Annotated in this window: 19 protein-coding genes and 1 other RNA gene; 5 read left to right on the top strand and 15 right to left on the bottom strand. The window is 67.9% G+C overall.

What is annotated here, in order from left to right:
- Nucleotides 1-31: 31 nt before the first annotated feature.
- The 3 genes from IRG63_RS10320 to glnA form a co-directional block, all read right to left on the bottom strand.
- Nucleotides 32-1,408 carry an HNH endonuclease signature motif containing protein gene (locus tag IRG63_RS10320; RefSeq protein ID WP_193510065.1) on the bottom strand — a complete coding sequence of 459 codons (1,377 nt, stop codon included), beginning with the start codon at nucleotides 1,406-1,408 and terminating at the stop codon, nucleotides 32-34.
- Nucleotides 1,409-1,680: 272 nt separating this feature from the next.
- Complete coding sequence (locus tag IRG63_RS10325) at nucleotides 1,681-4,602, bottom strand: bifunctional [glutamine synthetase] adenylyltransferase/[glutamine synthetase]-adenylyl-L-tyrosine phosphorylase (protein WP_193510066.1); 2,922 nt, start codon at nucleotides 4,600-4,602, stop codon at nucleotides 1,681-1,683.
- A 6-nt stretch (nucleotides 4,603-4,608) separates the two neighbouring features.
- Nucleotides 4,609-5,949 carry a type I glutamate--ammonia ligase gene (glnA, locus tag IRG63_RS10330; RefSeq protein ID WP_168627425.1) on the bottom strand — a complete coding sequence of 447 codons (1,341 nt, stop codon included), beginning with the start codon at nucleotides 5,947-5,949 and terminating at the stop codon, nucleotides 4,609-4,611.
- A gap of 47 nt (nucleotides 5,950-5,996) precedes the next feature.
- Here glnA and IRG63_RS10335 point away from each other — a divergent pair, with 47 nt between their 5' ends.
- From IRG63_RS10335 to gdhA, 3 genes are all read left to right on the top strand, one after another.
- The gene (locus IRG63_RS10335; protein WP_168627426.1) at nucleotides 5,997-7,727 is read left to right on the top strand and encodes an NAD+ synthase; all 1,731 of its coding nucleotides are present in this window, start codon (nucleotides 5,997-5,999) and stop codon (nucleotides 7,725-7,727) included.
- Between the two features lie 54 nt (nucleotides 7,728-7,781).
- Nucleotides 7,782-8,615: a 3-methyl-2-oxobutanoate hydroxymethyltransferase gene (gene panB / locus IRG63_RS10340; RefSeq protein ID WP_168627748.1), complete on the top strand. Its 834-nt coding sequence runs from the start codon at nucleotides 7,782-7,784 to the stop codon at nucleotides 8,613-8,615.
- A gap of 95 nt (nucleotides 8,616-8,710) precedes the next feature.
- A complete protein-coding gene (gene gdhA, locus IRG63_RS10345) occupies nucleotides 8,711-10,060 on the top strand; it encodes an NADP-specific glutamate dehydrogenase (protein WP_193510067.1) in 1,350 nt (449 codons plus the stop codon).
- Here gdhA and IRG63_RS10350 read toward each other — a convergent pair.
- Both IRG63_RS10350 and IRG63_RS10355 read right to left on the bottom strand, forming a co-directional pair.
- Nucleotides 10,057-10,899: a DUF3097 domain-containing protein gene (locus IRG63_RS10350; RefSeq protein WP_193510068.1), complete on the bottom strand. Its 843-nt coding sequence runs from the start codon at nucleotides 10,897-10,899 to the stop codon at nucleotides 10,057-10,059. The two genes, gdhA and IRG63_RS10350, sit on opposite strands and share 4 nt — an antisense overlap.
- 9 nt (nucleotides 10,900-10,908) lie before the next feature.
- Nucleotides 10,909-11,079, bottom strand: coding sequence for a methionine aminopeptidase (locus IRG63_RS10355; protein WP_168627429.1), 171 nt, complete (start codon nucleotides 11,077-11,079; stop codon nucleotides 10,909-10,911).
- Between the two features lie 31 nt (nucleotides 11,080-11,110).
- On the opposite strand from IRG63_RS10355, the gene map reads away from it, so the two are divergent.
- Together map and ppgK are read left to right on the top strand one after the other, a co-directional pair.
- Nucleotides 11,111-11,995, top strand: a complete 885-nt coding sequence (gene map, locus IRG63_RS10360; RefSeq protein WP_193510069.1) for a type I methionyl aminopeptidase — start codon at nucleotides 11,111-11,113, stop codon at nucleotides 11,993-11,995.
- Nucleotides 11,992-12,771 (top strand): polyphosphate--glucose phosphotransferase, encoded by a 780-nt coding sequence (gene ppgK, locus IRG63_RS10365; protein ID WP_168627431.1) that lies wholly within the window; start codon nucleotides 11,992-11,994, stop codon nucleotides 12,769-12,771. Before map ends, ppgK begins: the two co-directional genes overlap by 4 nt.
- A 10-nt stretch (nucleotides 12,772-12,781) precedes the next feature.
- On the opposite strand, the gene rnpB is transcribed toward ppgK, so the two are convergent.
- From rnpB to IRG63_RS10415, 10 genes are all read right to left on the bottom strand, one after another.
- Nucleotides 12,782-13,149: RNase P RNA component class A (gene rnpB / locus IRG63_RS10370), an RNA gene on the bottom strand.
- A 42-nt stretch (nucleotides 13,150-13,191) separates the two neighbouring features.
- Complete coding sequence (locus IRG63_RS10375; protein ID WP_193510070.1) at nucleotides 13,192-13,614, bottom strand: reverse transcriptase-like protein; 423 nt, start codon at nucleotides 13,612-13,614, stop codon at nucleotides 13,192-13,194.
- Entirely contained in the window at nucleotides 13,614-14,354 is a 741-nt protein-coding gene (locus IRG63_RS10380) for a zinc ribbon domain-containing protein (protein WP_227412045.1), read from the bottom strand. Before IRG63_RS10380 ends, IRG63_RS10375 begins: the two co-directional genes overlap by 1 nt.
- A 24-nt stretch (nucleotides 14,355-14,378) precedes the next feature.
- Nucleotides 14,379-15,209, bottom strand: a complete 831-nt coding sequence (locus IRG63_RS10385) for a Nif3-like dinuclear metal center hexameric protein (protein WP_193510071.1) — start codon at nucleotides 15,207-15,209, stop codon at nucleotides 14,379-14,381.
- A 9-nt stretch (nucleotides 15,210-15,218) separates the two neighbouring features.
- Complete coding sequence (locus IRG63_RS10390) at nucleotides 15,219-18,050, bottom strand: cytosine permease (RefSeq protein ID WP_193510072.1); 2,832 nt, start codon at nucleotides 18,048-18,050, stop codon at nucleotides 15,219-15,221.
- 107 nt (nucleotides 18,051-18,157) lie between these two features.
- Nucleotides 18,158-18,436, bottom strand: a complete 279-nt coding sequence (locus tag IRG63_RS10395) for a hypothetical protein (protein ID WP_168627435.1) — start codon at nucleotides 18,434-18,436, stop codon at nucleotides 18,158-18,160.
- Between the two features lie 90 nt (nucleotides 18,437-18,526).
- Nucleotides 18,527-20,416 (bottom strand): patatin-like phospholipase family protein, encoded by a 1,890-nt coding sequence (locus IRG63_RS10400; RefSeq protein WP_193510073.1) that lies wholly within the window; start codon nucleotides 20,414-20,416, stop codon nucleotides 18,527-18,529.
- 85 nt (nucleotides 20,417-20,501) lie between these two features.
- Nucleotides 20,502-21,251: a hypothetical protein gene (locus tag IRG63_RS10405; protein WP_193510074.1), complete on the bottom strand. Its 750-nt coding sequence runs from the start codon at nucleotides 21,249-21,251 to the stop codon at nucleotides 20,502-20,504.
- A gap of 130 nt (nucleotides 21,252-21,381) precedes the next feature.
- Entirely contained in the window at nucleotides 21,382-22,047 is a 666-nt protein-coding gene (locus IRG63_RS10410) for a triacylglycerol lipase (protein ID WP_193510075.1), read from the bottom strand.
- Nucleotides 22,044-22,784: an alpha/beta fold hydrolase gene (locus tag IRG63_RS10415; protein ID WP_168627439.1), complete on the bottom strand. Its 741-nt coding sequence runs from the start codon at nucleotides 22,782-22,784 to the stop codon at nucleotides 22,044-22,046. The genes IRG63_RS10410 and IRG63_RS10415 overlap by 4 nt, the downstream gene beginning before the upstream one ends.
- Nucleotides 22,785-22,797: the final 13 nt, after the last annotated feature.

Here is a 22,797-nt window from a genome sequence, read left to right on the forward strand (position 1 = left end):
TGGGCCGGCGGGTCCGTCACCAGCGTCAAGCTCAGTTCCAGCGGGCGGGGTGGTCGGTGGCGGTGACCCCGTTGGGGCTGGTCCACTCCAGCACCCCGGGGGTGACCTGCTTGACCTTCCAGGCGCCGATCGACTTCAGGGTGTGGTGGCCGCGGCACAGGTTGGCCAGGTTGTCGATCTCGGTCTTCCCGTCGTGCTGCCACTCTTCCGTGTGGTCCAGGTCGGTGCGCCACGGCGATGCGTTGCAACTGGGGAATCGGCAGCGGCCGTCTCGCCAGCGCAGGTAGCGGCGCATCTTCGCCGACGGCCGGTAGGAGTCCACCGCCACCGTCATCCCGGACACCGGGTGGGTGATCAACCGCACCAGCTGGTCGGCATCCGCCGCCAGCCGTCTGGCGGTGTCCATGTCGATCGGGCCGCGCCCGGCCATGCTGGCCGGGCCGGCGCTCTCGTCGCCGGCCAGGGCGAGGGCGGGGATCACGATCGCCACCTCGCCGCGGATGCCGACCCCGGCCCGGTGCGGGGCGTCCGGGTCGCCGTCGGGTTGTCCGGTCAGCAGCAGCTCGGTCAGCAGGTCGGCGCGCAACTGGTCGCGGGTTCGCGGGTCGCCGGTGTCGGTGACCGCCTTGGCCTGCTTGGTCAGCCGGTCCCAGATCCCCTCCGCCAGCACCGTCGGCAGCATCGCGGCGACCTGGGACATGCCGTCCTCGCACTCGGTCACCCACACCCGACGCTCCTCGCGGGCCTTCTTGTGCCGTTCCTCGAACGGGGTGGCACCGAGCCGGGCGGCGGTCAGCTGCGCGAACCGGTCCAACCGGCCCGGAGTGACCTCCACCGCCCGCTCCAACACCACCTGCTCGTACTCGGCGCGGGCCTCCGGGGTGCCGAGGTTCAGGCCGCGGTCCAGGATCACCCGGGCATGCCCGAAGCCGATCGCGCCGCACTGCAACGCGTCCAATGTTTGCGGGAACTGGTGCACCAGCGAGTAGGCGGTGCCCACCCGGGCGTCCACCGTCCGGTCGGCCAGCCGAAGCATGACCGCCAACTCGCTCACCATCCCCCGCAGCGCCAGATCCCGATTCCTGAACGTCGGACCACCATCGGCCTCGGCAAGTTCCGCCAGCTCCGCCAGCACCCGCTGCTGCTTGGCCAGCGCCCGATCCTGCACGTGCTGCAGCTCCAGCACCTCATCCAGCAGCGACCGGCGGTGCCGCTCCTCGCCCTCCGTGCCCGGGAAGAACCGGTCCGCCTCCCACGCCGCGACCTGCGGGTCCTCGAACGGGCCATACACCGCGACGTACAACTCGTCGATGTCGGCCTCACGGTCCCGCCGCAACCACTCCTCGCACTCCTCCCGAGCCCGAGCATCAAGCTCCGGAAGCTCCGGGTAGGGGGTCGTGGTGTTCATGTTTTCACTGAACAACCAACCACCGACATTGCGAACGACGCGGCGGACGGGGTGTGGATAACTTGCTCGAAGGCCATGCTGATGCTGGTTTCGAGACGATCGCTTCGCGATCCCTCAACCAGCGAAACGACGATCGCTTCGCGTTCCCGTGGCCAGCGAAAAGGCCGCCCGCGGGTCCACCTTCCACACGCGGGTCAAATTCGACCCGCGGTTGAAAGTTCGACCCGCGCATGCGGTCAACGGGGGACTCGACAGGCTCGACCAGCGGTTGCTCAACCAGCAGGTGAGGCGGCGTAGAAGGTGCGCTCGAAGACCTGCCGCGCCCTCCGCGTCACGCGCAGGTAGTCGTCCTCCAGCCGGCTCGCCGAGCCCGCTGGGTACCTCAACAACCGGGCTACGCCCTCCAACTGCACCCTGTCCACTGGAAGCACGTCCGACGTCTTCGACGTCCACAGCATCAGCGCCGACCGCGTCCGCGAGGCGAACAGCCACGCCTCGCGCAGCACCCCAGCGTCTTCGGCCGTCAGCAGACCAGCTTCGACAGCAGCCTCCAGCGCCCCCAGCGTCGACGTGATGCGCAAGGACGGCACCTCTGCAGCCTGCGTGAGCTGCAGTAGCTGGACAAGCCACTCGACGTCACTCAGCGACCCTCGCCCGAGCTTCAGGTGCCGGGTCGGGTCTGCGCCCTGCGGCAGCCGCTCCGCCTCCACGCGCGCCTTGATGCGCTTCACCTCGCGGATGTCCTGTTCGCTCAGCCTCTCCGGGTACCGCACCTCGTCGGCCACGGTCTCGAACCCGCGCAGCAGCTCAGCGTCCCCCGCCACGCCACGAGCACGGAGCAGCGCTTGCGCCTCCCAGGTGAGCGACCAGCGCTCGTAATAGGCGCGATATGCGTCAAGCGAGCGCACCACCGGGCCGTTGCGACCCTCTGGGCGCAACCCGGCGTCGAGTTCCAACGGCACCGAGAAGTCTTCGGTCAGAGCGCCCAGCGCGCGTACGAGCTCGCCAGCGCGCACCCTGGCCGCCTCTGGCTCCGCGCCGGCCGGCCGATACACGTAGAGCACGTCGGCGTCAGAGCCGAAGCCCAGTTCGCGCCCGCCGTACCGTCCCATGGCGATCACCCCGAACTCGATGCCGTCGGGTTCCGGCCGGGCAATGCGCAGTGCGCTCCGGATCGTCGCGGTCATCACGTCGGTGAGCGCGCGCCCCAGCTCCTGGACGCTGAGCAGCCCTAAGATGCTTGCAATCGCCGCCCGCAGGATCTCCCGGCGACGCACCGTGCGCACCCCGGCCGCCGCCGCATCAGGATCCTCGCCGTGGCGGCTGATGATCGCCTCGCCCTCCTCGATCAGCTGGTCGAGGGTCCTCGGTGCGAGATCCGCATCCACTTCGAGCCAGGCAACCGCCTCGGGGATGGTGAGGAACAGGTCGCTGACGAAGCGCGAACTCGCCAGCACCTGCGTCAGGCGATGCGCCGCGCCGGACGAATCACGGAGCATCCGCAGGTACCAGTGCGATTCCCCCAGGCGCTCGCTCAGTCGCCGGAAGACGAGCAGCCCATGGTCGGGATCGGCGCCGTCGGCGAACCATTGCAGCATGACAGGAAGGAGGTTGCGTTGGATGATCGCCCGGCGGGAGATCCCGGCGGTCAGTGCTCCGATGTGCCGCAGCGCGCCGGCGGGGTCGACGAAGCCGATGGCCGCGAGCCGCGCGACCGCCTGATCACTTGTCAGCGCGAAGTCCTCGTCAGGCAGCGCGGCAACGGCCGACAGCAGCGGCCGATAGAACAGCCTCTCGTGCAGGCTTCGAACCTGGGTCTTGGTGCGCTGCCAGCGCGCGGTGAGCTCCGGCTCGTTCGCCGCGACCCCGGATGCGCGAGCGAGCACGCGCAACGCTTCGGGGTCGCGCGGCATCAGATGGGTGCGACTGAGTCCGGCCAGCTGAAGGCGATGCTCGAGCAGCCGGAGGAAGCGGTAGTGGTCAGCGAACTCGGCCGCCTCCGCACGTCCGATGTAGCCGTGCTCCGCCAGCGCCTTCAGCGCCGGCAGGGTGGCGCGCTGACGCACCTCGGGGTCGGTCTGCCCGTGCACCAGCTGCAGGAGCTGAATCGTGAACTCGATGTCGCGCAGTCCGCCCGGTCCGAGCTTCAGCTGAACATCCCGCTGCGCGGCGGGGATATTGGCCGTGACCCGCTCACGCATCCCCTGCACCGATTCGACGAAGTTCTCGCGCGACGCGCTCGACCAGACGAACGGGGCGACGCTCTCGCAGTAGCGCGCCCCCAGCTCTCGGTCGCCAGCAAGCGGCCGGGCCTTCAGCAGCGCCTGGAACTCCCAACCTTTCGCCCAGCGTTCGTAATAGGCGATATGCGACTCGAGGGTGCGCACCAGCGCTCCGTCGCGCCCCTCCGGCCGCAGGTTCGCGTCGAGATCCCACAGCGCGGGCTCGCTCGACGGGCCGCTCAGGATGCGCGTGAGCGCCTTGGCCAGGCGGGTACCGAGCTCCACCGCCCGGTCGCCGGTCAGGTCGCCGGATGCCCGGGCCACGTAGATCACGTCGACATCGCTCAGATAGTTCAACTCGCGCGCGCCGGCCTTGCCCATGCCGATCACAGCGAGGCGAGTGGCGGCGAGCTCCTGCTTGTCGCCCGCAACGCTCGCGCGGGCAACATCCAGCGCGACGTCCAGAGCGGCGCCGGCCAGGTCGGCGAGCGTCGCGGCGACGGAGTCGACCGCCGCGATCGGATCCTCCTGCTCGACATCCCACGCCGCGATCCGCGCGAGTTCGCGCCGATACCGCACGCGCAGCGCGTCCACGGCGGCCTCTGGTGCGCTGCCCTGCACCCCAGCGAGCAGGCTCGCGTGCAGGCTCTCGGCATCCGGTAGTCGCTGCACCCGACTCGACAGCACGTCCAGCTCGTCCGGGTGCCGCTCGAAGAACCCCGCGAGTCCCGCCGACGCGCCGAGGACTCGGATCAGCCGAGCCGCGGCATCCGAATCCGCCAGCAGGGCATCCGCTCCGCCACCGTGCTCGCGCAGCCGCAACAGCTCACGCAGCGCCTGGTCAGGGTCGGCCGCGCGTCCGAACAGCGCATGCAGCGTCGGCTCGACCTGCTCCAGCAGCCGCTGCGCCCCACGCAGGTCGCTGAACCCGAGCCGAGCCAGGTCGGTAAGCGACGTGCGACCGCGCGACATGGCCTGTTAGAGGGCGTGCAGGTTCGTGCGCAGTTCGTACGGCGTCACCTGGCTGCGGTACTCCGCCCATTCGCGACGCTTGTTCTTGAGCACGTAATTGAACACCTGCTCGCCCAGCGTCTCGGCGACCAACTCCGACTCCTCCATGAGTGAGATGGCGCTGTCGAGACTGGTCGGCAGTGGCCGGTAGCCGAGTGCACGCCGCTCGGAGTCGGTGAGCTCCCACACGTTGTCCTCCGCCTCTGGCGGCAGCTCGTAGCCGTTCTCGATGCCCTTGAGACCGGCGGCCAGGATGACCGAGAACGCCAGGTACGGGTTGGCTGCGGAGTCCAGCGCGCGGTACTCGACGCGCGAGCTCTGCCCCTTGGACGGCTTGTACAGCGGCACCCGGACGAGCGCCGAGCGGTTGTTGTGCCCCCAGCACACGAAGCTGGGGGCTTCGTCGCCGCTCCAAAGGCGCTTGTACGAGTTCACGAACTGGTTGGTGATTGCGGTGATCTCCGGCGCGTGCTTCAGCAGCCCGGCGATGAACTGACGACCGATCTTCGAGAGCTGGTATTCGGCGCCGGCCTCGAAGAACGCATTGGTGTCGCCCTCGAACAGAGACGCGTGGGTGTGCATCCCGGATCCGGGCTGCCCGATGAGCGGCTTGGGCATGAAGGTGGCGTACACGCCCTGCTCGATCGCAACCTCTTTGATGACGGTGCGGAAAGTCATGATGTTGTCGGCCATGGTGAGCGCGTCCGCGTAGCGCAGGTCGATCTCGTTCTGGCCGGGGCCGCCTTCGTGGTGGCTGAACTCGACCGAGATGCCCAGGTCCTCGAGCATGCGCACGGATGCCCGGCGGAAGTCGTGAGCGGTGCCGCCGGGAACATTGTCGAAGTAGCCGGCAGAGTCGACCGGCGTCGGCTGGCCATCCTTTCCCAGCTTGGAGCTCTTCAGCAGGTAGAACTCGATCTCCGGATGCGTGTAGAACGTGAAGCCGCGCTCTGCTGCCCTCTCGAGGTTGCGCTTGAGCACATTACGCGGATCTGCGACAGCTGGCTGGCCATCCGGCGTGCTGATGTCGCAGAACATGCGCGCGGTGGCGTCTTCCTCGCCCCGCCACGGCAGGATCTGAAAGGTCGCCGGATCCGGATGCAGCAGCACATCCGCCTCGTACGCGCGCGTGAGGCCCTCGATGGCGGACCCGTCGATTCCGACGCCCTCTGCGAACGCTCCCTCGACCTCAGCCGGGGCGATAGCAACAGACTTCAGTGTGCCTATGACATCCGTGAACCACAGTCGTACGAACTTGACGCCGCGTTCCTCGATAGTGCGCAGAACGAAGTCTTGCTGCTTGTCCATGAGCTCCTCATTATCGGCCCCGCGTAACCGCTATTAGGCTACTGGCTATGCCACGACTCCGCTTGGCGCTGGCCCAGACCAACCCCGTTGTCGGGGACATCACCGGGAACTCGGCCCAGTTGCGTGCAGCGGTGGCGAAAGCGGCCGAAACCGGTGCCGACCTGGTGGCGGCCGGTGAGATGGCGATCACCGGGTACCCGATCGAGGACCTGGCGTCGCGCCCTGCCTTCCTGCGCGCCTCACGCGAGGCGGTGGGCGACCTGGCCCGGCAGCTCGACGAGGACGGCTACGGCGACCTCGCGGTCGTTGTCGGGCATCCGGATGGTCCGTTCGAGCCGCGACTTCTCGGCACGTCCAACGCACCGACCGCGATCGCCAAGAACTCGGCGAGCGTGCTGCAGCACGGCAAGGTGGTTGCCGTCTATTCGAAGCACCACCTGCCGAACTATGCGGTGTTCGACGAGTACCGCACCTATATCCCTGGCGACGAGCTGCTCGTGCTGCGCATCAAAGGCGTCGACGTCGCGCTCATCATCTGCGAGGACCTCTGGCGCGACGGCGGACCGGTCGGTCGGGTGCTGGAAGCGGATGCCGGACTGCTGCTGGTCATCAATGCGTCGCCGTTCGAGCGCGACAAGGACGAGGTGCGGCTGCCGCTGGTCACCCGGCGTGCCACCGAGACAGACACGATTGTCGCCTACGTCAACATCGTCGGCGGTCAGGACGACCTGGTGTTCGACGGCGACAGCGTTGTGGTGGACGAGGCCGGGACAGTCATCGCGCACGCGCCGAAGTTCGCCGAGCACCTGCTGGTTGTCGACGTCGATCCGGCCGCGGCGACGGATGCTCCGCTTCCGGCCGGTGTGCGTCGTGTCGAGCTTGCCGCCTCCCAGCGTGCACAGCCCGCCCGCGAAGCGGACCACGCCGAACCGTCGGATGACACCGAGGACATCTGGAACGCCCTCGTGCTCGGGGTGCGCGACTACGTCAACAAGAACGGCTTCCGCAGCGTCATCATGGGCCTGTCCGGAGGGATCGACTCTGCAGTATGCGCTGCGGTGTGTGTCGACGCCATCGGCGCCGATCGCGTGTACGGGGTCGGCATGCCGAGCGCCTACAGCTCCGATCACTCGCGCACCGACGCGGACGTGCTCGCCGACAACCTCGGACTGCACTACAGCGTCGAGGCCATCGCCGACCTGGTTGCACCGGTGGAGAGCCAGCTCGCCCTCACCGGCGTCGCCGCGGAGAACCTGCAGGCCCGCATCCGGGCCCTCATCCTGATGGGCAAGTCCAATATGGATGGGCATCTGGTGATCACCACCGGCAACAAGACCGAGGTGGCGGTCGGCTATTCGACCATCTACGGCGACTCCGCCGGCGGGTACGCGCCTCTGAAGGATGTGCCCAAGACGCTCGTGTGGGCGCTGGCCCGGTGGCGCAACGACTTCGCCGCCGCGCGCGGCGAGACCCCGCCGATCCCGGAGAACTCGATCACTAAGCCCCCGAGCGCCGAGCTGCGCCCCGGCCAGGTCGACCAGGACTCGCTGCCGCCGTACGAGCTGCTCGACGGCATCCTGTACTCCTACATCGATCAGCGGATGGGACTGGACGACATCGTCGCGGCCGGGTATGACCGCGAGACGGTGGAGGCGGTCATCCGGCTCGTCGACCGGTCCGAGTGGAAGCGCAGGCAGGGCGCGATCGGGCCCAAGGTCAGCGCGATGGCGTTCGGGCGCGACCGGCGCATGCCAATCACCATGCGACAGACTTGGTAGCTCGTTTTCCCGCTCTCGCGAAACGCCCGCTATAGGCTGACGTTCGTGACTTCAATGACGGATCCGACACCGGCCGAGACTCAAGCGAAGCTCAAGCGGGTGCGCACGCGGCACTTCCAATCCGCGAAAGAGAACGGCATCAAGATCCTGGGCCTCACCAGCTACGACTTCCTGAGCGCGCAGATCTTCGACGAGGCCGGCGTCGACTTCCTGCTCGTCGGCGACTCCGCCGGCAACAACGTGCTCGGTTACGACACCACACTCCCGGTCACGATCGACGAGCTCATTCCGCTCACACGGGCCGTCGCCAACGCCGCCAAGCGCGCGTTCGTGATCGCCGACATGCCATTCGGGTCCTACGAGACCGGTGCCGACGAGGCGCTGCACTCGGCGTTCCGCTTCATGAAGGAGACCGGCGCACACGCCGTCAAGCTCGAGGGCGGCGAACGCAGCGCCGAGCAGATCCGGCGCATCGTCTCTGCCGGCATCCCGGTGATGGGGCACGTCGGCTTCACCCCGCAGAGCGAGCACGGTCTCGGCGGCCACATGATCCAGGGCCGCGGCGAGGGACTCGAGCAGCTGCTTCGCGACGCGCACGCGGTGCAGGATGCCGGAGCGTTCGCCGTCGTGCTCGAGATGGTGCCCGCAGAATCCGCGGCTCAAGTCACCAAGGAGCTGAGGATTCCGACCATCGGTGTCGGCGCCGGGCCGGATGTCGACGGACAACTGTTAGTGTGGACCGACTGGGCTGGCTTCACGACTGGCCGCATACCCAAGTTCGTACGCAAGTACGCTGACCTCCGCGGCATCCTCACGGATGCGGTCAACAACTACCGGGCGGATGTCGAGAACGGCGCCTACCCCGGCCCCGAGCACAGCTACGAATAGTCACAAATAGCGCTGGAGCTATTGGCGAAGGCCAACTCCGGCCTTCCCGCGCGCAGGACCTGATGGCGAACGCGCAGACACTCGGAAGGCCCCACATGACGATTTCCGTTTCCCCCTACATTTCCAAGGTGTACGACGCCGCCATCGCACGGAACCCCGGCGAACCGGAGTTCCATCAGGCTCTCGGCGAGGTGCTGGAGTCGATCGCACCCGTCGTCGCCCAGCATCCGGAGTATGCGGAAGCGGGAATCCTGGAACGCCTCGTCGAACCGGAGCGGCAGGTCATGTTCCGCGTGCCGTGGGTCGACGACGCCGGCAGGGTGCGGGTGAACCGCGGCTACCGGGTGCAGTTCAACTCGGCGCTCGGGCCGTACAAGGGCGGGCTGCGCTTCCACCCGAGCGTGAACCTCAGCATCATCAAGTTCCTTGGGTTCGAGCAGACCTTCAAGAACGCGCTGACCGGTCAGGGCATCGGCGGGGCCAAGGGCGGCAGCGACTTCAACCCGCACGGCACGTCCGACGGCGAACTCATGCGCTTCTGCCAGAGCTTCATGATCGAACTGACCCGCCACATCGGGCAGTACACCGACGTGCCGGCCGGCGATATCGGAGTGGGCACCCGCGAGATCGGCTACCTGTTCGGCCAGTACCGGCGCCTGATGAACCGGCACGAGTCAGGTGTGCTCACGGGTAAAGGTCTCGGCTGGGGCGGCGCCAACGTCCGCACCGAGGCGACCGGCTACGGCGTCGTGTTCTTTCTGCAGGAGATGCTCGCCAAGCGCGGCGAGACCCTGGAGGGCAGGACCGCCATCGTGTCCGGATCGGGCAACGTCGCGACCTACGCGATCGCCAAGCTGCAGCAGCTGGGCGCGAAGGCGATCACCGTGTCGGACTCGTCCGGCTACATCGTCGACCAGGCCGGGATCGACCTGGAGCTGCTCAAGCAGGTCAAGGAGGTCGAGCGACTGCGGATCTCTGCATACGCCGACCGGCGCCCTGGAGCTCACTTCGTTGCGAGTGGCCGCGTCTGGGAGGTGCCCGGTCAGCTGGCGATCCCCGCTGCTACGCAGAACGAGCTCGGGTCGGATGACGCTGCCGCGCTCATCCGCAACGGCGTCGTGGCCGTGGCGGAGGGCGCCAACATGCCGAGCACACCGGATGCCGTTGAGCTGCTGCAGCAGGCGGGGGTGCTGTTCGCCCCCGGCAAGGCGGCGAACGCCGGCGGCGTGGCGATGTCAGCGCTCGAGATGAGCCAGAACGCCGCTCGCGAGCGCTGGGGTTTCGAGGAGAGCGAAGCGCGCCTGAGCGGCATCATGAGCGACCTGCACGCGGCCGCCTACGACGCGTCGGAGAAGTACGGGCATCCGGGCGACTACGTCATCGGGGCGAACGCCGCTGGTTTCGTGCGCGTGGCCGAAGCGATGCTCGCGCAAGGGCTGATCTAGGCCGTCACGAAGTCGATCAGCTGCTCAACACGACCGAGCAGCGCCGGCTCCAGGTCGTTGAACGTCGACACCCGGCCGAGGATCCGCTGCCACGCGTGCGCGATGTCCGCCTGATCGTCGTGCGGCCAGCCAAGCGCGTCGCACACGCCGTGCTTCCAGTCGATGCCGCGCGGCACAACCGGCCAGGACTCGATCCCGATTCGGGCGGGCTTCACCGCCTGCCAGATGTCGATGTACGGATGCCCCACCACGAGCACGTGCTCCCGGAATGGGCTGCGCATGACCGCGTCGGCGATGCGGCTCTCCTTCGACCCTGCAACCAGGTGATCGGCGAGCACGCCCACCCGGCGTCCGGCATCCGGGGCAAAATCGCGCAGCACCTCATCAAGGTGGTCGATGCCCTCCAGATATTCGACGACAACGCCCTCGACCCGCAGGTCGTGGCCCCATACCTTCTCGACCAGTTCGGCATCGTGCCTGCCCTCGACGAAGATCCGGCTGCCCCTGGCGACGCGCGCCGTGTGATCGGTGACGGCAACCGACCCGGATGCCGAGCGCAGCATCCCCTGCTGTTTCACCGTTGGCGGAATCAACTCCACCGGTTCGCCCTCGAGGAGGAAGCCGGGGCCGAGCGGGAAGACTCGACGCTTCCCGAAGTAGTCCTCAAGCGTCACCAGACGACCCTCGCGCGCGACCACGGCGCCGCTGAATCCGGTCTCGGTCTCCTCGACCACCAGGTCGTCGGTCGCCTCCACCTTCCGCGGCGGAGCCGGGGTGCGGCGACGCGAGAAGTCAGCGAGAACGTCGGAGCTGTAGCGATCGGGACCGAAATCTGTCACCCGACGAGGCTAGTCCTCCGCGGCATCCTCTTCGGCCCATTTCCGGGCGCGTTCGCGAAGGATCTCCGGCGCGCGCGCCGCTTCCTCGCGTGAGGCGAACGGGCCGACTCGATCGGTGCCCAGCGACTGCGGCCCCTCCTCCACCTCGCCGGTGCGATCGTTGTACCACCACTCGGTCATCGTTGCCTCCTGCTTGCGTAAAATCGATCCTATGCCTAGGGATTCCAACGGTCACCTCACGCCCGGACGGATCTCCGGGCTCCGCGCGGTGCCGAAGCACATCGTCCGACCGGAATACGTCGGCAAGCAGGCGCCAACCCCGTTCACCGGCTCTGACGTCTACGACCAGGAGGCGATCGAGCGCATCCGGCACGCGGGTGAGCTCGCCGCTGCTGCCATCCAGACGGTCGGCGAGGCGATCGCGCCCGGCGTCACCACCGACGAGCTGGACGGCATCGGACACGACTTCCTGATCGCGAACGACGCCTATCCGTCGACGCTCGGCTACCGCGGCTTCCCGAAGTCGCTGTGCAGTTCGGTCAACGAGGTGATCTGCCACGGCATCCCGGATGACACGGTGCTCGAGGCCGGCGACATCATCAACATCGACATCACCGCGTTCAAGAACGGGGTGCACGGCGACAGCAATGTGACATTCATCGTCGGCGAGGCCAGCGACGAGGCGACCGCGCTCGTCGAGCGCACACGGGAGTCGCTTCGACGCGCCATGAAGGCGGTCGCACCCGGCCGCCAGGTGAACGTCATCGGACGCGCGATCGAGTCGTACGCCAAGCGTTTCGGCTACGGAGTCGTGCGCGACTTCACCGGGCACGGTGTCGGCGAGGCGTTCCACTCCGGGCTGGTCATCCCGCATTACGACGCCGCGCCGGCGTTCGCACAGCCGTTGGAGGTGGGCATGGTGTTCACGATCGAGCCGATGCTCACGCTCGGCACGCACGAGTGGGATCAGTGGGCGGATGGCTGGACCATCACCACCAAGGACAAGAGCCTCACCGCGCAATTCGAGCACACCCTCGCTGTCACTGAACACGGGGTGGACGTTCTCACTTGGGCGCCTGAAAGAATGAGCGCATGACCATCGCAGTTGGCATCGATATCGGCGGCACGGGAATAAAGGGAGCGGTCGTCGACATCGCCACCGGCGAGTTGCTGACCGAGCGGATGAAGATCGCAACACCGGCAGGCGGGTCACCAAGCGACATCCTCGACACCGTCGAGGAGCTCTTCGGCCGACTCGGCGACGTGGCGACCGAGGTGCCGGTCGGCGTGTGCTTCCCCGCGATCGTGAAGAACGGCGTCACCATGTCGGCGGCGAACGTCTCGAAGGACTGGATCGGCCTGGAGGCAGAGCGGCTGTTCGAGGAGCGCCTCGGCCGCGACATCCACTTCCTCAATGACGCGGATGCCGCGGGCATCGCCGAGGTCGTCTACGGCGCTGCGCGGGATGTTCCCGGGCTGGTGCTGCTCACGACGCTCGGCACCGGCATCGGCACCGCGCTGCTGTACAACGGGGTGCTGATCCCGAACACCGAACTCGGGCATCTGGAGATCGGCGGCGTCGACATCGAGACCGTTGCGGCCGTTTCGGCACGCGAGCGCGAGGACCTCAGCTGGACCGAGTGGGTGGCGCGGCTGCAGCCGTACTACACGCACCTCGAGTTCCTATTCTCCCCCGACCTGTTCATCGTCGGCGGTGGGGTGTCGAAGAGCCACGAGCAGTTCCTCCCGCTCATCACCACCCGCGCACCGATGGTGCCCGCGAGCCTGCGCAACAACGCCGGCATCATGGGTGTCGCGTGGCTGTCTGTGAACGACCACCGCGCGCGCTACCGCGACTCCCCCATCGCCTGAGCGAGAGGGGTGAATGGGCCGGCTGTTACGCCGGGTTCTGTCCGGGTGCCGTTAGGCACCGTGGACGGTCATCTATCTCGGGACTACGTTGCCGCAGCCCTCTAGCGGTCTACCCGGGGACTCGGCGAGCAGCCTCATCGTCCCCTTATTCGACCTTGCTCCTGGCGAGGTTTACCCAGCCGACCCGATCGCTCGGGCCGCTGGTGGTCTCTTACACCACCGTTTCACCCTTACCCCGGGCACAAGGCCCGTGGCGGTCTGCTTTCTGTTGCACTTTCTCGCGGATTGCTCCGGGTGGGTGTTACCCACCACCATGCTCTGCGGAGCCCGGACGTTCCTCGGCACCCTTTCGGATGACGCGACCGTCTTGCCGACCCATTCACCGTTGATTCTACGGTGAGCGGGCAGCCTCCGGTATGACTAATCGTCGAAATCGGTGCGAAGGTCCATGGCCTTGTTGGCCGCGGCATCCGCGCGCGAGTTCTGCAGCCGCGGTACCCACTCGAAGCGCACCGGTGTGCCCATGAGCAGGTCGCGGGCCTGCGCGGCGAGCTCCGCCATCGCCGGATGCTTGATCTTCCAGCGCCCGCTCATCTGCTCGACGACGAGCTTGGAGTCCATCCGCACGAGCAGCTCGGCGTCCGGGTCGATCACCAGCGCCCTGCGCACGCCTTCGACGAGTCCGGTGTACTCTGCCACGTTGTTGGAAGCGACGCCGATGTAGCGGCCGACAACGGCGAGGATCTCGCCGGAGCCACCGTCGATGATGACCGAGCCGCTGCCGGCCGGCCCGGGGTTGCCCCGCGAGCCGCCGTCCGCCTCGATGATGAGCCGGCGGCCCATCAGAGGCCGGACTCGCTGGTACGGACCAGGATGGCGTTGCTGGTCGGGCACAGCAGCACGTCATCCGGCGCCGCCGCGCGGATCTCCGCGAGATCGCTCTCGTTGAGCTTCACGCCGCTCGCGCTCGAAACCCCGTACTGCAGCAGGGATGCGCCCGCGCCGTAACGCTCGCGCTGGCGCTCGTACAAGGCGAGCAGGTCATCCGGCACACGGCCGACGATGGTCTGCCTGTTCGCGTTCGCATGCTGCTGTTCACCCCGGATTCCCTCGAGCGCGGCATCCCGATCGGCCTCTAGCGCTTTGACCTTCTCGGCCACATCGTCGAGCCGGGTGCGCGCTTCGCGCTCGGCGGCCTCGGCCTCCTCGACGCGCTCCATGACCGCGAGCTCGATGTCCTCGAGGTCGCTCTGGCGCTTGCGCAGCGAGGTCAGTTCCGCCTCCAGACCCTGGACGTCCTTCACCGAACTGCTGGCATCCAGCCGCTCGGTGTCGCGCCGGATCCGCGCCTCCACGAGCTCGACGTCGGACTCGATGCGCTTCAGCTCGATCCGGGCATCCTCGAGTGACCCGAGCTTCTCCAGCAGGTCTTTGCGGAGCTCATCGGCTTGCCCGCCGAGTTCGGCCAACGCCGCGTGCTCTGGCAGGGTCTTCGCGCGGTGCTCTAGCTGCGCGAGTCGTGTGTCGATCGCCTGCAGGTCGAGCAGGAGCGCCTGGATTTCCGGGCTCGCTTTCAACGCCATCTGTCTCGGGCTCGCTTTCTCTTCTTACTGGACAATCGCAAAATCCCACGGATCGGTGCGCAGCTCGCTCACCGTGATCTGGGTTCCCGGCAGCTCCCGCCGCAGCTCCTGGGCCGCGGTGTCGAGCCACAGCCATTCGCTGGCCCAGTGGGAGACATCGATCAGGGCCGGTCCCCCGCCCAGTTTCGCCTGCTCACGGGCCTCGCTAGCCGGGTGGTGGCGCAGGTCGGAGGTGATGTAGACATCCGCGGACCTGACCGCGCTCTCCGCCAGCAGGCTGTCCCCGGCGCCTCCGCACACGGCGACGGTGCGAACCGGCCGGTCGTACTCGCCGGAGACGCGAATGCCGGATGCCGTGGCGGGCAGCAACTCGGCCAGCGCGCCGGCGAGTCGCCCCAAGGTGGTCTCGGCGGGCAGGTCGCCGACGCGACCGAGCCCGCGACCGGGCTGTTCGCCCGCGACGATGGGCTGCGGCAACACGAGGCCGAGCCCCGCCGCGAGCACCGCAGAAGTGCCGGTCTCGACGACGTCGGCGTTGGTGTGCGCGGCGATCAGCGCGCATCCGGAGCGGATCAAGCGGGCGAGCACCGCGCCCTTGTAGCGGTCCTCGGCGACGCTCGTGACGCCGCGCAGCAGGAGGGGGTGGTGAACGAGCAGCAGCTGGGCGCCAGCGTCGATGGCTTCGTCGACGGTGTCCGGGACCGCGTCAACGGCAAGGTGGATGCGCCAGGTGGGTGCTGCCGGATCACCGGAGAGCAGCCCGGGGGCGTCCCAGTCCTCGGATCCGCTGAGAGGCCACAGCCGTTCGACCGCGCGGACGACGTCGGCGAGCGTCGTGGGCGTTGGCTCCGGCATCCCGTCAGTCTAGTTCGGGGCGGGACTGCGCTCTTGCCGCCGGACCGTCGGGATGCCGGCGACGATGGGGGTGAGCAGTCCGAGGCCAAGCGCGACCAGCACGCCCAGGTCGGTGTCAGCGAGCACACTGCCGTCCGCTACCCCGAACACGCCCCACAGGTAGCCCTCCCAGGCAAGCGCTGGAACGCTCGCGCTGACCAGACCGAGGCCAATGGCCGAGGCGACGACGAGCATGGCCAGGTTGACCCAGTTCACATCCGGGTACACGCCGCCACGATGCAGCAGCGACGTGCTCTCGAATCGCCTGCTCCTGATCATCATCTCGCCGGCGAAGATGCCCGCCCAGGCCGCGACCGGCACCGCGAGGGTTGTCGCAGCGTCCCGCAGGATGAGCGCGACGTCGCCGACGAGGAGGGCGAGCGCGAGCGCGGCGCCGAGCACGAGCACGCCGACGATGGCGGCGGCCGCGGCCCGCGGCATCCGGATGCCGGCCGACTGCAGCGCGAAACCGCCCGAGTAGATGGTCACGATGACGCCGGAGAGCACGCTGAGGCCGACCGCGGCCAACAGCGGAATCGGATACCAGCCGGGCAGCACCGAGCCGAGAGTCTCGAAAGGCTCCTCGACGAGGCCCGAGGCGAGCGATGGATTGGATGCCGCCAGCAACGCCCCGTAGGAGATGAGCACGAATGCGGGGATCATCGCCCCGAAGCTCGACCACAGCATCGATGCTGCGCCGGAACTTCCCGGACGCTGGTAGCGGGCCAGGTCGGCGCTGCTGACAGCCCAGACCAGGCCGACGAAGCTGAAGACGAGCACGGCGCCGGTCACGAGCAGCAGCCAGGAACCATCACCGACGGTGAGCGCCGCCTGGAGGTCGATCTCGGACCAGGTGAGTGAAATGAAGCCGGCGACGAGCACGCCCGCGATGACACTGATCGCGAGTTGCACGGGAGCGATGAGCCCGTAACCGAGGATCGCGATCGCGAGGGCGATGACCACACTCCCGCCAATGCCGATCAGGATGCTGGTCTGCTCGCCGAGGCCGAGAGTGTCGCCGAAGATGCGCTCCACCCCGATGCCCAGGATGACCAGCAGCACCGCACCCCAGAAGACGCGTGTGATGAGCGTGAGGATCGCCGGCAGGATGTTTCCGAGCAGGCCGAAGGTCGCTCGCGAGACGACCATCGCGGGCTGACCGCTCCACTTGCCTGCGAGGGTGCCGAGACCGAGCGGGAGGGCGGAGATGGCCACACCGGCGAGGGTCGCGACAACGGCTTGCCTCAGGCTCATGCCCAGGCTCAGGATGACCGCCCCCATGACGATGCTGAGCACCGACGAGTTGGCCGCGAACCAGAGCCAGAACAGCCGTACCGAACGGCCGACCCGGTTCTGGATCGGGGTCGGCTCGAGCCCGGCCTGCTCGAGCGAGAAGACCGAAAGCCGGCGTGGCTCGGCGTCGACCGGCAGGATCGGGGCCTCGTAGGTCGGCTGCGGCTGCACCGTGACGACCGGAACCGAGTCAACGGATTCCACGGCCTCGTCGGGTTGACCGGATTCGTTGAAGAGGGTGAAGACGTCGCCGGTACTCTCGTCCTGCGCGACCTCATCGTCGGTCACATCCGGAGCGGCCAACAGTGAATCGAAGTCGAACGGACCGGTGGGCGGGTCCGGGATCGGTGGGATCACCGGTTCGACGAGTTCGTGCAGCACCGGGATGTCGAGAGGCTCCTCGGCGGTGGTGGGCTCGGTCTCGGCAGGCTCGACCGTCTCAAACTCCGGCTCGATGGCCCCAAGCTCAGGCTCGGCCGGCGCGAATTCCGCCTCGACCTCTTCGATCGGCTCGGGCTCGGCCACGGGCTCGGGCTCCGGCTCGCGCGGCTTGGGAGGCATCAGGACCGTGCCAGGCGGCGGCGGGATGTGCACGAACGGCTGCGACAACGGCGCGGGCGCGCTGAGCAGCAGCTGGAGCTGCTCGGGGGTGTACTGCTGGGTGGTCTGGTGAAGCATGGACGGATCCGGATGCGACTCCACCGCCGGCGGAAGCGGCGTTGGTCCCTCGTGGAACGCCCGATGCACGCGGTCCACCTCGGCGAGAGCCTCCGGCGTGCCGACGCGGCGCATGGACTCCTCCCAGTGGGCGAGTTCCTCGGCCTCCTGCGCACGCAGCCGCATCTGAGCTTCCAACTGATGCATCGCCTCGAGGCGCTCGTCGGGTGAGCTCGACTCCGACGTCAGCCGGCCCATCAGCACCTCATCGGGCAGGGACCGACGCACCGGGGGCGGGAGCAACTCGGCGTTGTCGGGCGCGGCAGGAGCGGCGGGCGCTTCCGGCGCTACGCCAAGGTCGTAGACGACCGTGGGGGCGACGTCCTCATCATCCGGCACCGGCTCGAAGTCGCCGAACACCTGGTGGACGGGTGGCTGGTAGTGGGGCGCAGGCTCGGCGCTGACCTCTGGCTGCGGAACAGGCGCAGCCTCGGCGGCGGGCTCAGCCTCCTCTGCGGGCGGCGCCTCCTCGACGGGTGCGGGCTCTTCGGCAGGCACGAACTCGAATACCGGTTCCCGCACCGGCCCCGGTGTTGACGCTTGCCAGGAGGGTGCCGCAACGGGCTGCTCGGCGACCGGCTGCTCGACCGGTCTCGCTGCCGGCGTCTGCGTGATCCGCGCGATCTCCTCGGCGATCGCCGCCGCGAGGTCGTCATCATCCACACCGAGCGCTTCTGCAGCGAGCCGCGGTGAAATCTCCGCGGGTGGGGTGTAGGTCGATCGCCGCTGCGTCGGCAACACCGACTGGGGCTCCGACTGCTCGTCGTCGCCCGTCATGTCCTGATCAACCATGGCCAAAATACTAGAGGCGCAGCGAAGATTCGTCGCCGCGGCGTGCCGAATGAGACCCGCTAGTGACATTCTCGGTCAGCAAGGCTGACAGTGCTCACAACGACCGATCAGAGCAGCAACGCGAGGTCCCCAGCCAGCCGCGGTGCGACGTAGCCGCCGACCCAGACCAACGAGGCGATGAGGAACACTCCGGCGATGGCGGCCGAAACGGCCGCGACTCGCCACACTCTGGGAGCCGGCGGGCGGTGCACGCTTCGCCGCCAGAGCCCGTAGCCGACGGCTGCCTCCGAAACATGTCCCGCGAGCAGCAACGGGACGAACAACAGGATCCCCCACCAGCCTTCTCCCCCGAAGGCGCTTGCGAACGGCGCCAGCAGATCGGCCATTGGTCACCACTTCCTCAACGCACGATGGAAGCTGAGGTTGTCACGCAAATCTGGAGCGGCGCTGTGAACCCCATTCGGGGGTCATGCGGCTCAGAGCTTCGGAGTCCGGCCCAGCGCGCTGAGCGGGCGCGGCTCGTTCACGAGTTCATCCAATGCGCCGTGGTGCCCATTGTTCACCGCGGCCGCCCGGCGGAGGTTCGCGTCGAGCTTCGCAGCCAACTCACGGGACGAGGGGTTCAGGTCGTAGCTTGGCGGATCCTCCGGGTCAATCCCTAGCACTGCCCTCCCTCGCTTGTACGAGGTCAGGAACGCCGGAAGCGTGCTGAGCAGCGCCCGGTAGCGCACCCACCTGTGGTTGTCCCAGCCGGTCTGCGGAGTGTCGCTTCCGAGTCGATAACGCGGCTCGTTGAACTGCCCGACGATGGCGTCGGCCGCCACGGCGCCGCGCGTGGCGAGCCGCTCGATCGTCGCCGAGTCCATGTGCAGGCTCAACCCGCCCTGCGCTCGGGTCTGCAGCACCCGAACGATCCGGTCGCGGTAGCCGGGTTGGTCCAGCCGGGCGTTGTCGGTCCACTCGCGGGCGGTATTGATGGTCGCGGCCCCGAAGCCGATGATGGCCGAGATCCCGGATGCCGGAATCGCCGTGTACGGGGCGGGCAGAACGTTGTTGTTCCGGGCGAGATCGACGTTCTCGCGTTCGTCGGCACTCTCCGGCCAGTCGGTGCGGAACCGGCCGAGATTGATCGCAAAGGTGGGCCGTGTCGGCAGAGCAGCGTCGAACAGGTGGATCGGAAAGTTGCTGGCGAGCCCTCCGTCGCTGAACCACAGCGACTGGAAGTGCGGCCCGTGGTTCGGACGGTCCGGGTCGGCGCGATGCAAGTGGTCGATGCGCCACAACGGGACCGCGGAGATGAGCACCGGAAAGCTCAACGACATGCGCGTTGCGACGATGACCGGCAGGTGCGCGGCATCCGGAAGCCTCCGCAGCCTCGGGCGGTGGGTCTCGGCGTACTTGTCCTCCTCTCGCCAGCGGGCGGTCTTGCTCGGGGTCGAGGCCGTTGCGGGCGGGGCCGCCTCGAGCGCGTCCATCACAGCGGCCGGGAACAGCCGCCGCCAGACGGCCGGCTCGTAGAAGAAGTTGCACGCCTGCCACGGCAGCTCGTATGGGCGCGACTGGCTGAGGCACGTGCTCATCATCCGCAGGTCGATAGTGCGGTCAGCCACCTCGGTGCTTTCGACATCCGATCCCCACAGGTCGCCGAAGGTGAGCGGCCCATGCTCGGGGCTGAGCCCGGCGAGTTCGTCGATGCGCGAGGCGAGCCAGTCGGTGAGCGCCGGCGCCGTGGATTCGCTGAGGCCGGTGCAAATGCCGAACCCGTTGCCTGGTACGGCGTGAGCAAGCTTGCGATAGAGCCGGATGCCCACGGCAACGGCCCAGCCGACGATGAGGAGAATGATGCCGCAGACCAGCAGGGCGACGCCCGTGGGCCAACCGGAGTAGGCGCCGAGCAGGATCGCCGCAACCCCGGGGAGCAGGCCGAGGATCGTCGCAAGCGGGAATGACCGGACCAAGGCGAGGACGGTGTCGAGCACCCGGTGGCTTCGCCCGTTGCGCGAGGCCGGACCATTGCCCGTCGCAGCCAGGAGCACCGGGAGAAGCGCGCGGGTCGCGCGTTGCGGCTGGAACAGAGCGGCGAGACGGCCACCACCGAGCTCGTCGGGGATCTGCTCGAGCCGCTCGAAACCTCCCGTCGCCGAACGCCGGCCGAACTCGGCGGCCGCGGCCAGCGCGGCGCCGATCGCCCCGGCGGACGACCCGCCGACGCTTCGGAGCCGGTAGGTCTTCGCCAGCTCTGTCACCGCGCGCGGGTAAACCACGCCTGAAGTGATGCCGCCCTTCATGACGACATCGCACTCGAGCGACGGGTTGGACGCTCGCCAGTTGAACGGGATCGTGTCATCAGCGTCAACGTCGGTCATGGTTCATGGAACCACGGGGTGCTCACCTTTATGGTGAGAGTTGGCACAGAGACTCATTTTTGTGGTGAGAGTCGGCTCTGCTGCGTCAGCCCGCTGGCGACAGTGTTCCGGACTCGATCGCGCGGCGCGCGTCCCTGATCAGCGAATTCAGCACCCCGCACAGCTTGCCTGCGGAGAGCAATCCGGCATCCGGACGCCTGGTGACGTCCTCCATCGCCACGCGGAGCACCTCGATCGTTTCGGCGGTGGAGAGCATAAGTCGCAGGATCGCAGTGTTGCGCTCGAACTCGAGCCGGAACAGGTACTCGTCTCCGATCGCGCCGACGGCAACCATCGGGTGTGTGCCGGTCACCGAGGCGACCCTGGCCGCCGGGTACACGGCGGACAGGAGCGTGTTCACCTCGTTGGCCAGATCGCCATCCGCGACCGCCACGGGCGCGTCGGGGACACCGGGGTAGTCGAGGACTGGCGCCACGAAGTCGGGCAGCGTGGACTCTGGCTCAGACGGAGCGGGAGCCGGCGCCGCGGGAACGGCAGGCGCGGAAGGCTCGATGGCCAGCGAGGCAGTCGTACCCGGTGCGAGCAGCTCGGCGTACCGCCTGTCGAGCGCGGTCAGGAGCTCGGCGTCCTCGACCCCATACGAGTCGGGGAACCCGTGCTGCCGGGCCGCGTAGTGCACGAGCTCACCCAGCCGCAGGTCTGGTCGCTGCTTCCAATGGTCGGCGATGACCGCGAGAACGGCGTCGATGCGCTCCGGCGCTCGGCCCGCGCCGTCGCGGCGAGCCAACTCCGAGGAGCGCACGAGCGCGAGAGCGCTGCGTATTGTCTCGTTCATTCTGTGATCCTCAGCCTTCGGGTAGCTGTTTGAACGACCACGGACGCCGACGATATATCGGCGCCGTGGGTCCCCATGCTACCAGCGGACTCTCAGGCGCGGAATGACCCCTCAGGGGGGTACGCGTTCGTCATGCGAGAGCCGCCGAAACCACGCTCAGCATCTCGGGCGAACCGATCGGCCGGAAGTGTCCCGCCATCGGCAGCCGCACGTTGGTCGCCCCTGGCAGTTCGCTGCCGCCGGGGATGTGCGGGTCGAATTCGGCATAGATAGAGGTGATGCGAGAGTTGATCTCCAAGTTCTCCGCGAGCATCGTGAGGGTCTTGTCGCGGGGTGAGAACTGTCGCAAGGTGCGGCTGGGCGTCCGGAGTGCGTACCGCGAGCCGCTGAACGGCGTGCTAATGGCCACCAGCCGGTCGATCCGCCCGTCGCGGTCATCGATCATCATCATGTGCTTGCCGATCAGGCCGCCCTTGCTGTGGGCGACGATCGACACGCCTCGTAGGTCGTGCAGGTCGACGTAGGCCTGGGCAACCGCTGCCATTTTGGCGACCGGGCCGCGGTTGTAGCCGAGGTCGTCGATGACGTGGATCGGATGCCCCAGCCTGTGAAGTTCGTCGGCGAGGGGGCGCAGGAACTTCCAGGTCTCGTACACGCCGGGGAGCAGCAGCACGGGCGAGCGGTCGCCGCCGCCGTAGCCGGCCGCTTCGCCGCGGACCACAGCATGCCGAAGCTGCCACCAGCCGACGTACACGTAGTCGAGGAACCAGGAAACGCCGCGGCGCAGCCAGTTCATCGCGAATGGTCCGCGATCAGCGCGGCAACCCTGACCGGATCGGTGAACATCACGACGTGCGGTCCCTTGACTTCGACGAATGAGCCATCCGGGATCGTGTTCGCCACCCGCAGCGACCAGCCGTCGCCCGCGATCGGATCCCGGTCGCCGGCGATAACGAGGGTCTTCGCGCGGATGTCGCCGAGGCGGTCCTCGATGCGGTCGTCGAGCAGCTTGGGCAATTGGCGGAGGTAGTACGGGATGCCGCAACGGAAGAGGTAATCGACCATGACGACAAGATTGCTGTGGGCAGGCTCGCGCAGCATGTCCTTGAACAGGGCGAAGGATGCTCTCGGCACGGTGCGCAGGTGCGGCGCCATCGTTGTGCCCATGAGTACGAGCCGGTCGGTCAGTGTGGGATCGTCGACGGCGAGCTGCGTGACGATCTGGGTGCCCATCGAATGGCCGACGAGCACCGGATTGACCAGGCCGAGCTCGCGTACGAGCTCGGAAATTACCGCGCCGTGGTCGGCGAGTTCGACGTCACGGCGCGGATCCGGTGCCGTGCCATACCCGGGCAGGTCAACCGAGTAGACGGTGCCGTGCTTCGAGAGTTCCTTGGCCATCGGGCCGAAGTACCGCGACGAAACGCCGATTCCGTGAACCAGCACGAACGGCCGGACGTTCGGCGGTCCCTTGATGACGTGCAGATCCACGTCGAGTCCAGCGAGCTGTCGGTGCCGTCTGGTGCGAGCCATCCGGTCAGTGTAG

This window comes from Cryobacterium sp. BB736, from assembly GCF_014980265.1.
In the GTDB taxonomy this organism is placed as follows: domain Bacteria; phylum Actinomycetota; class Actinomycetes; order Actinomycetales; family Microbacteriaceae; genus Terrimesophilobacter.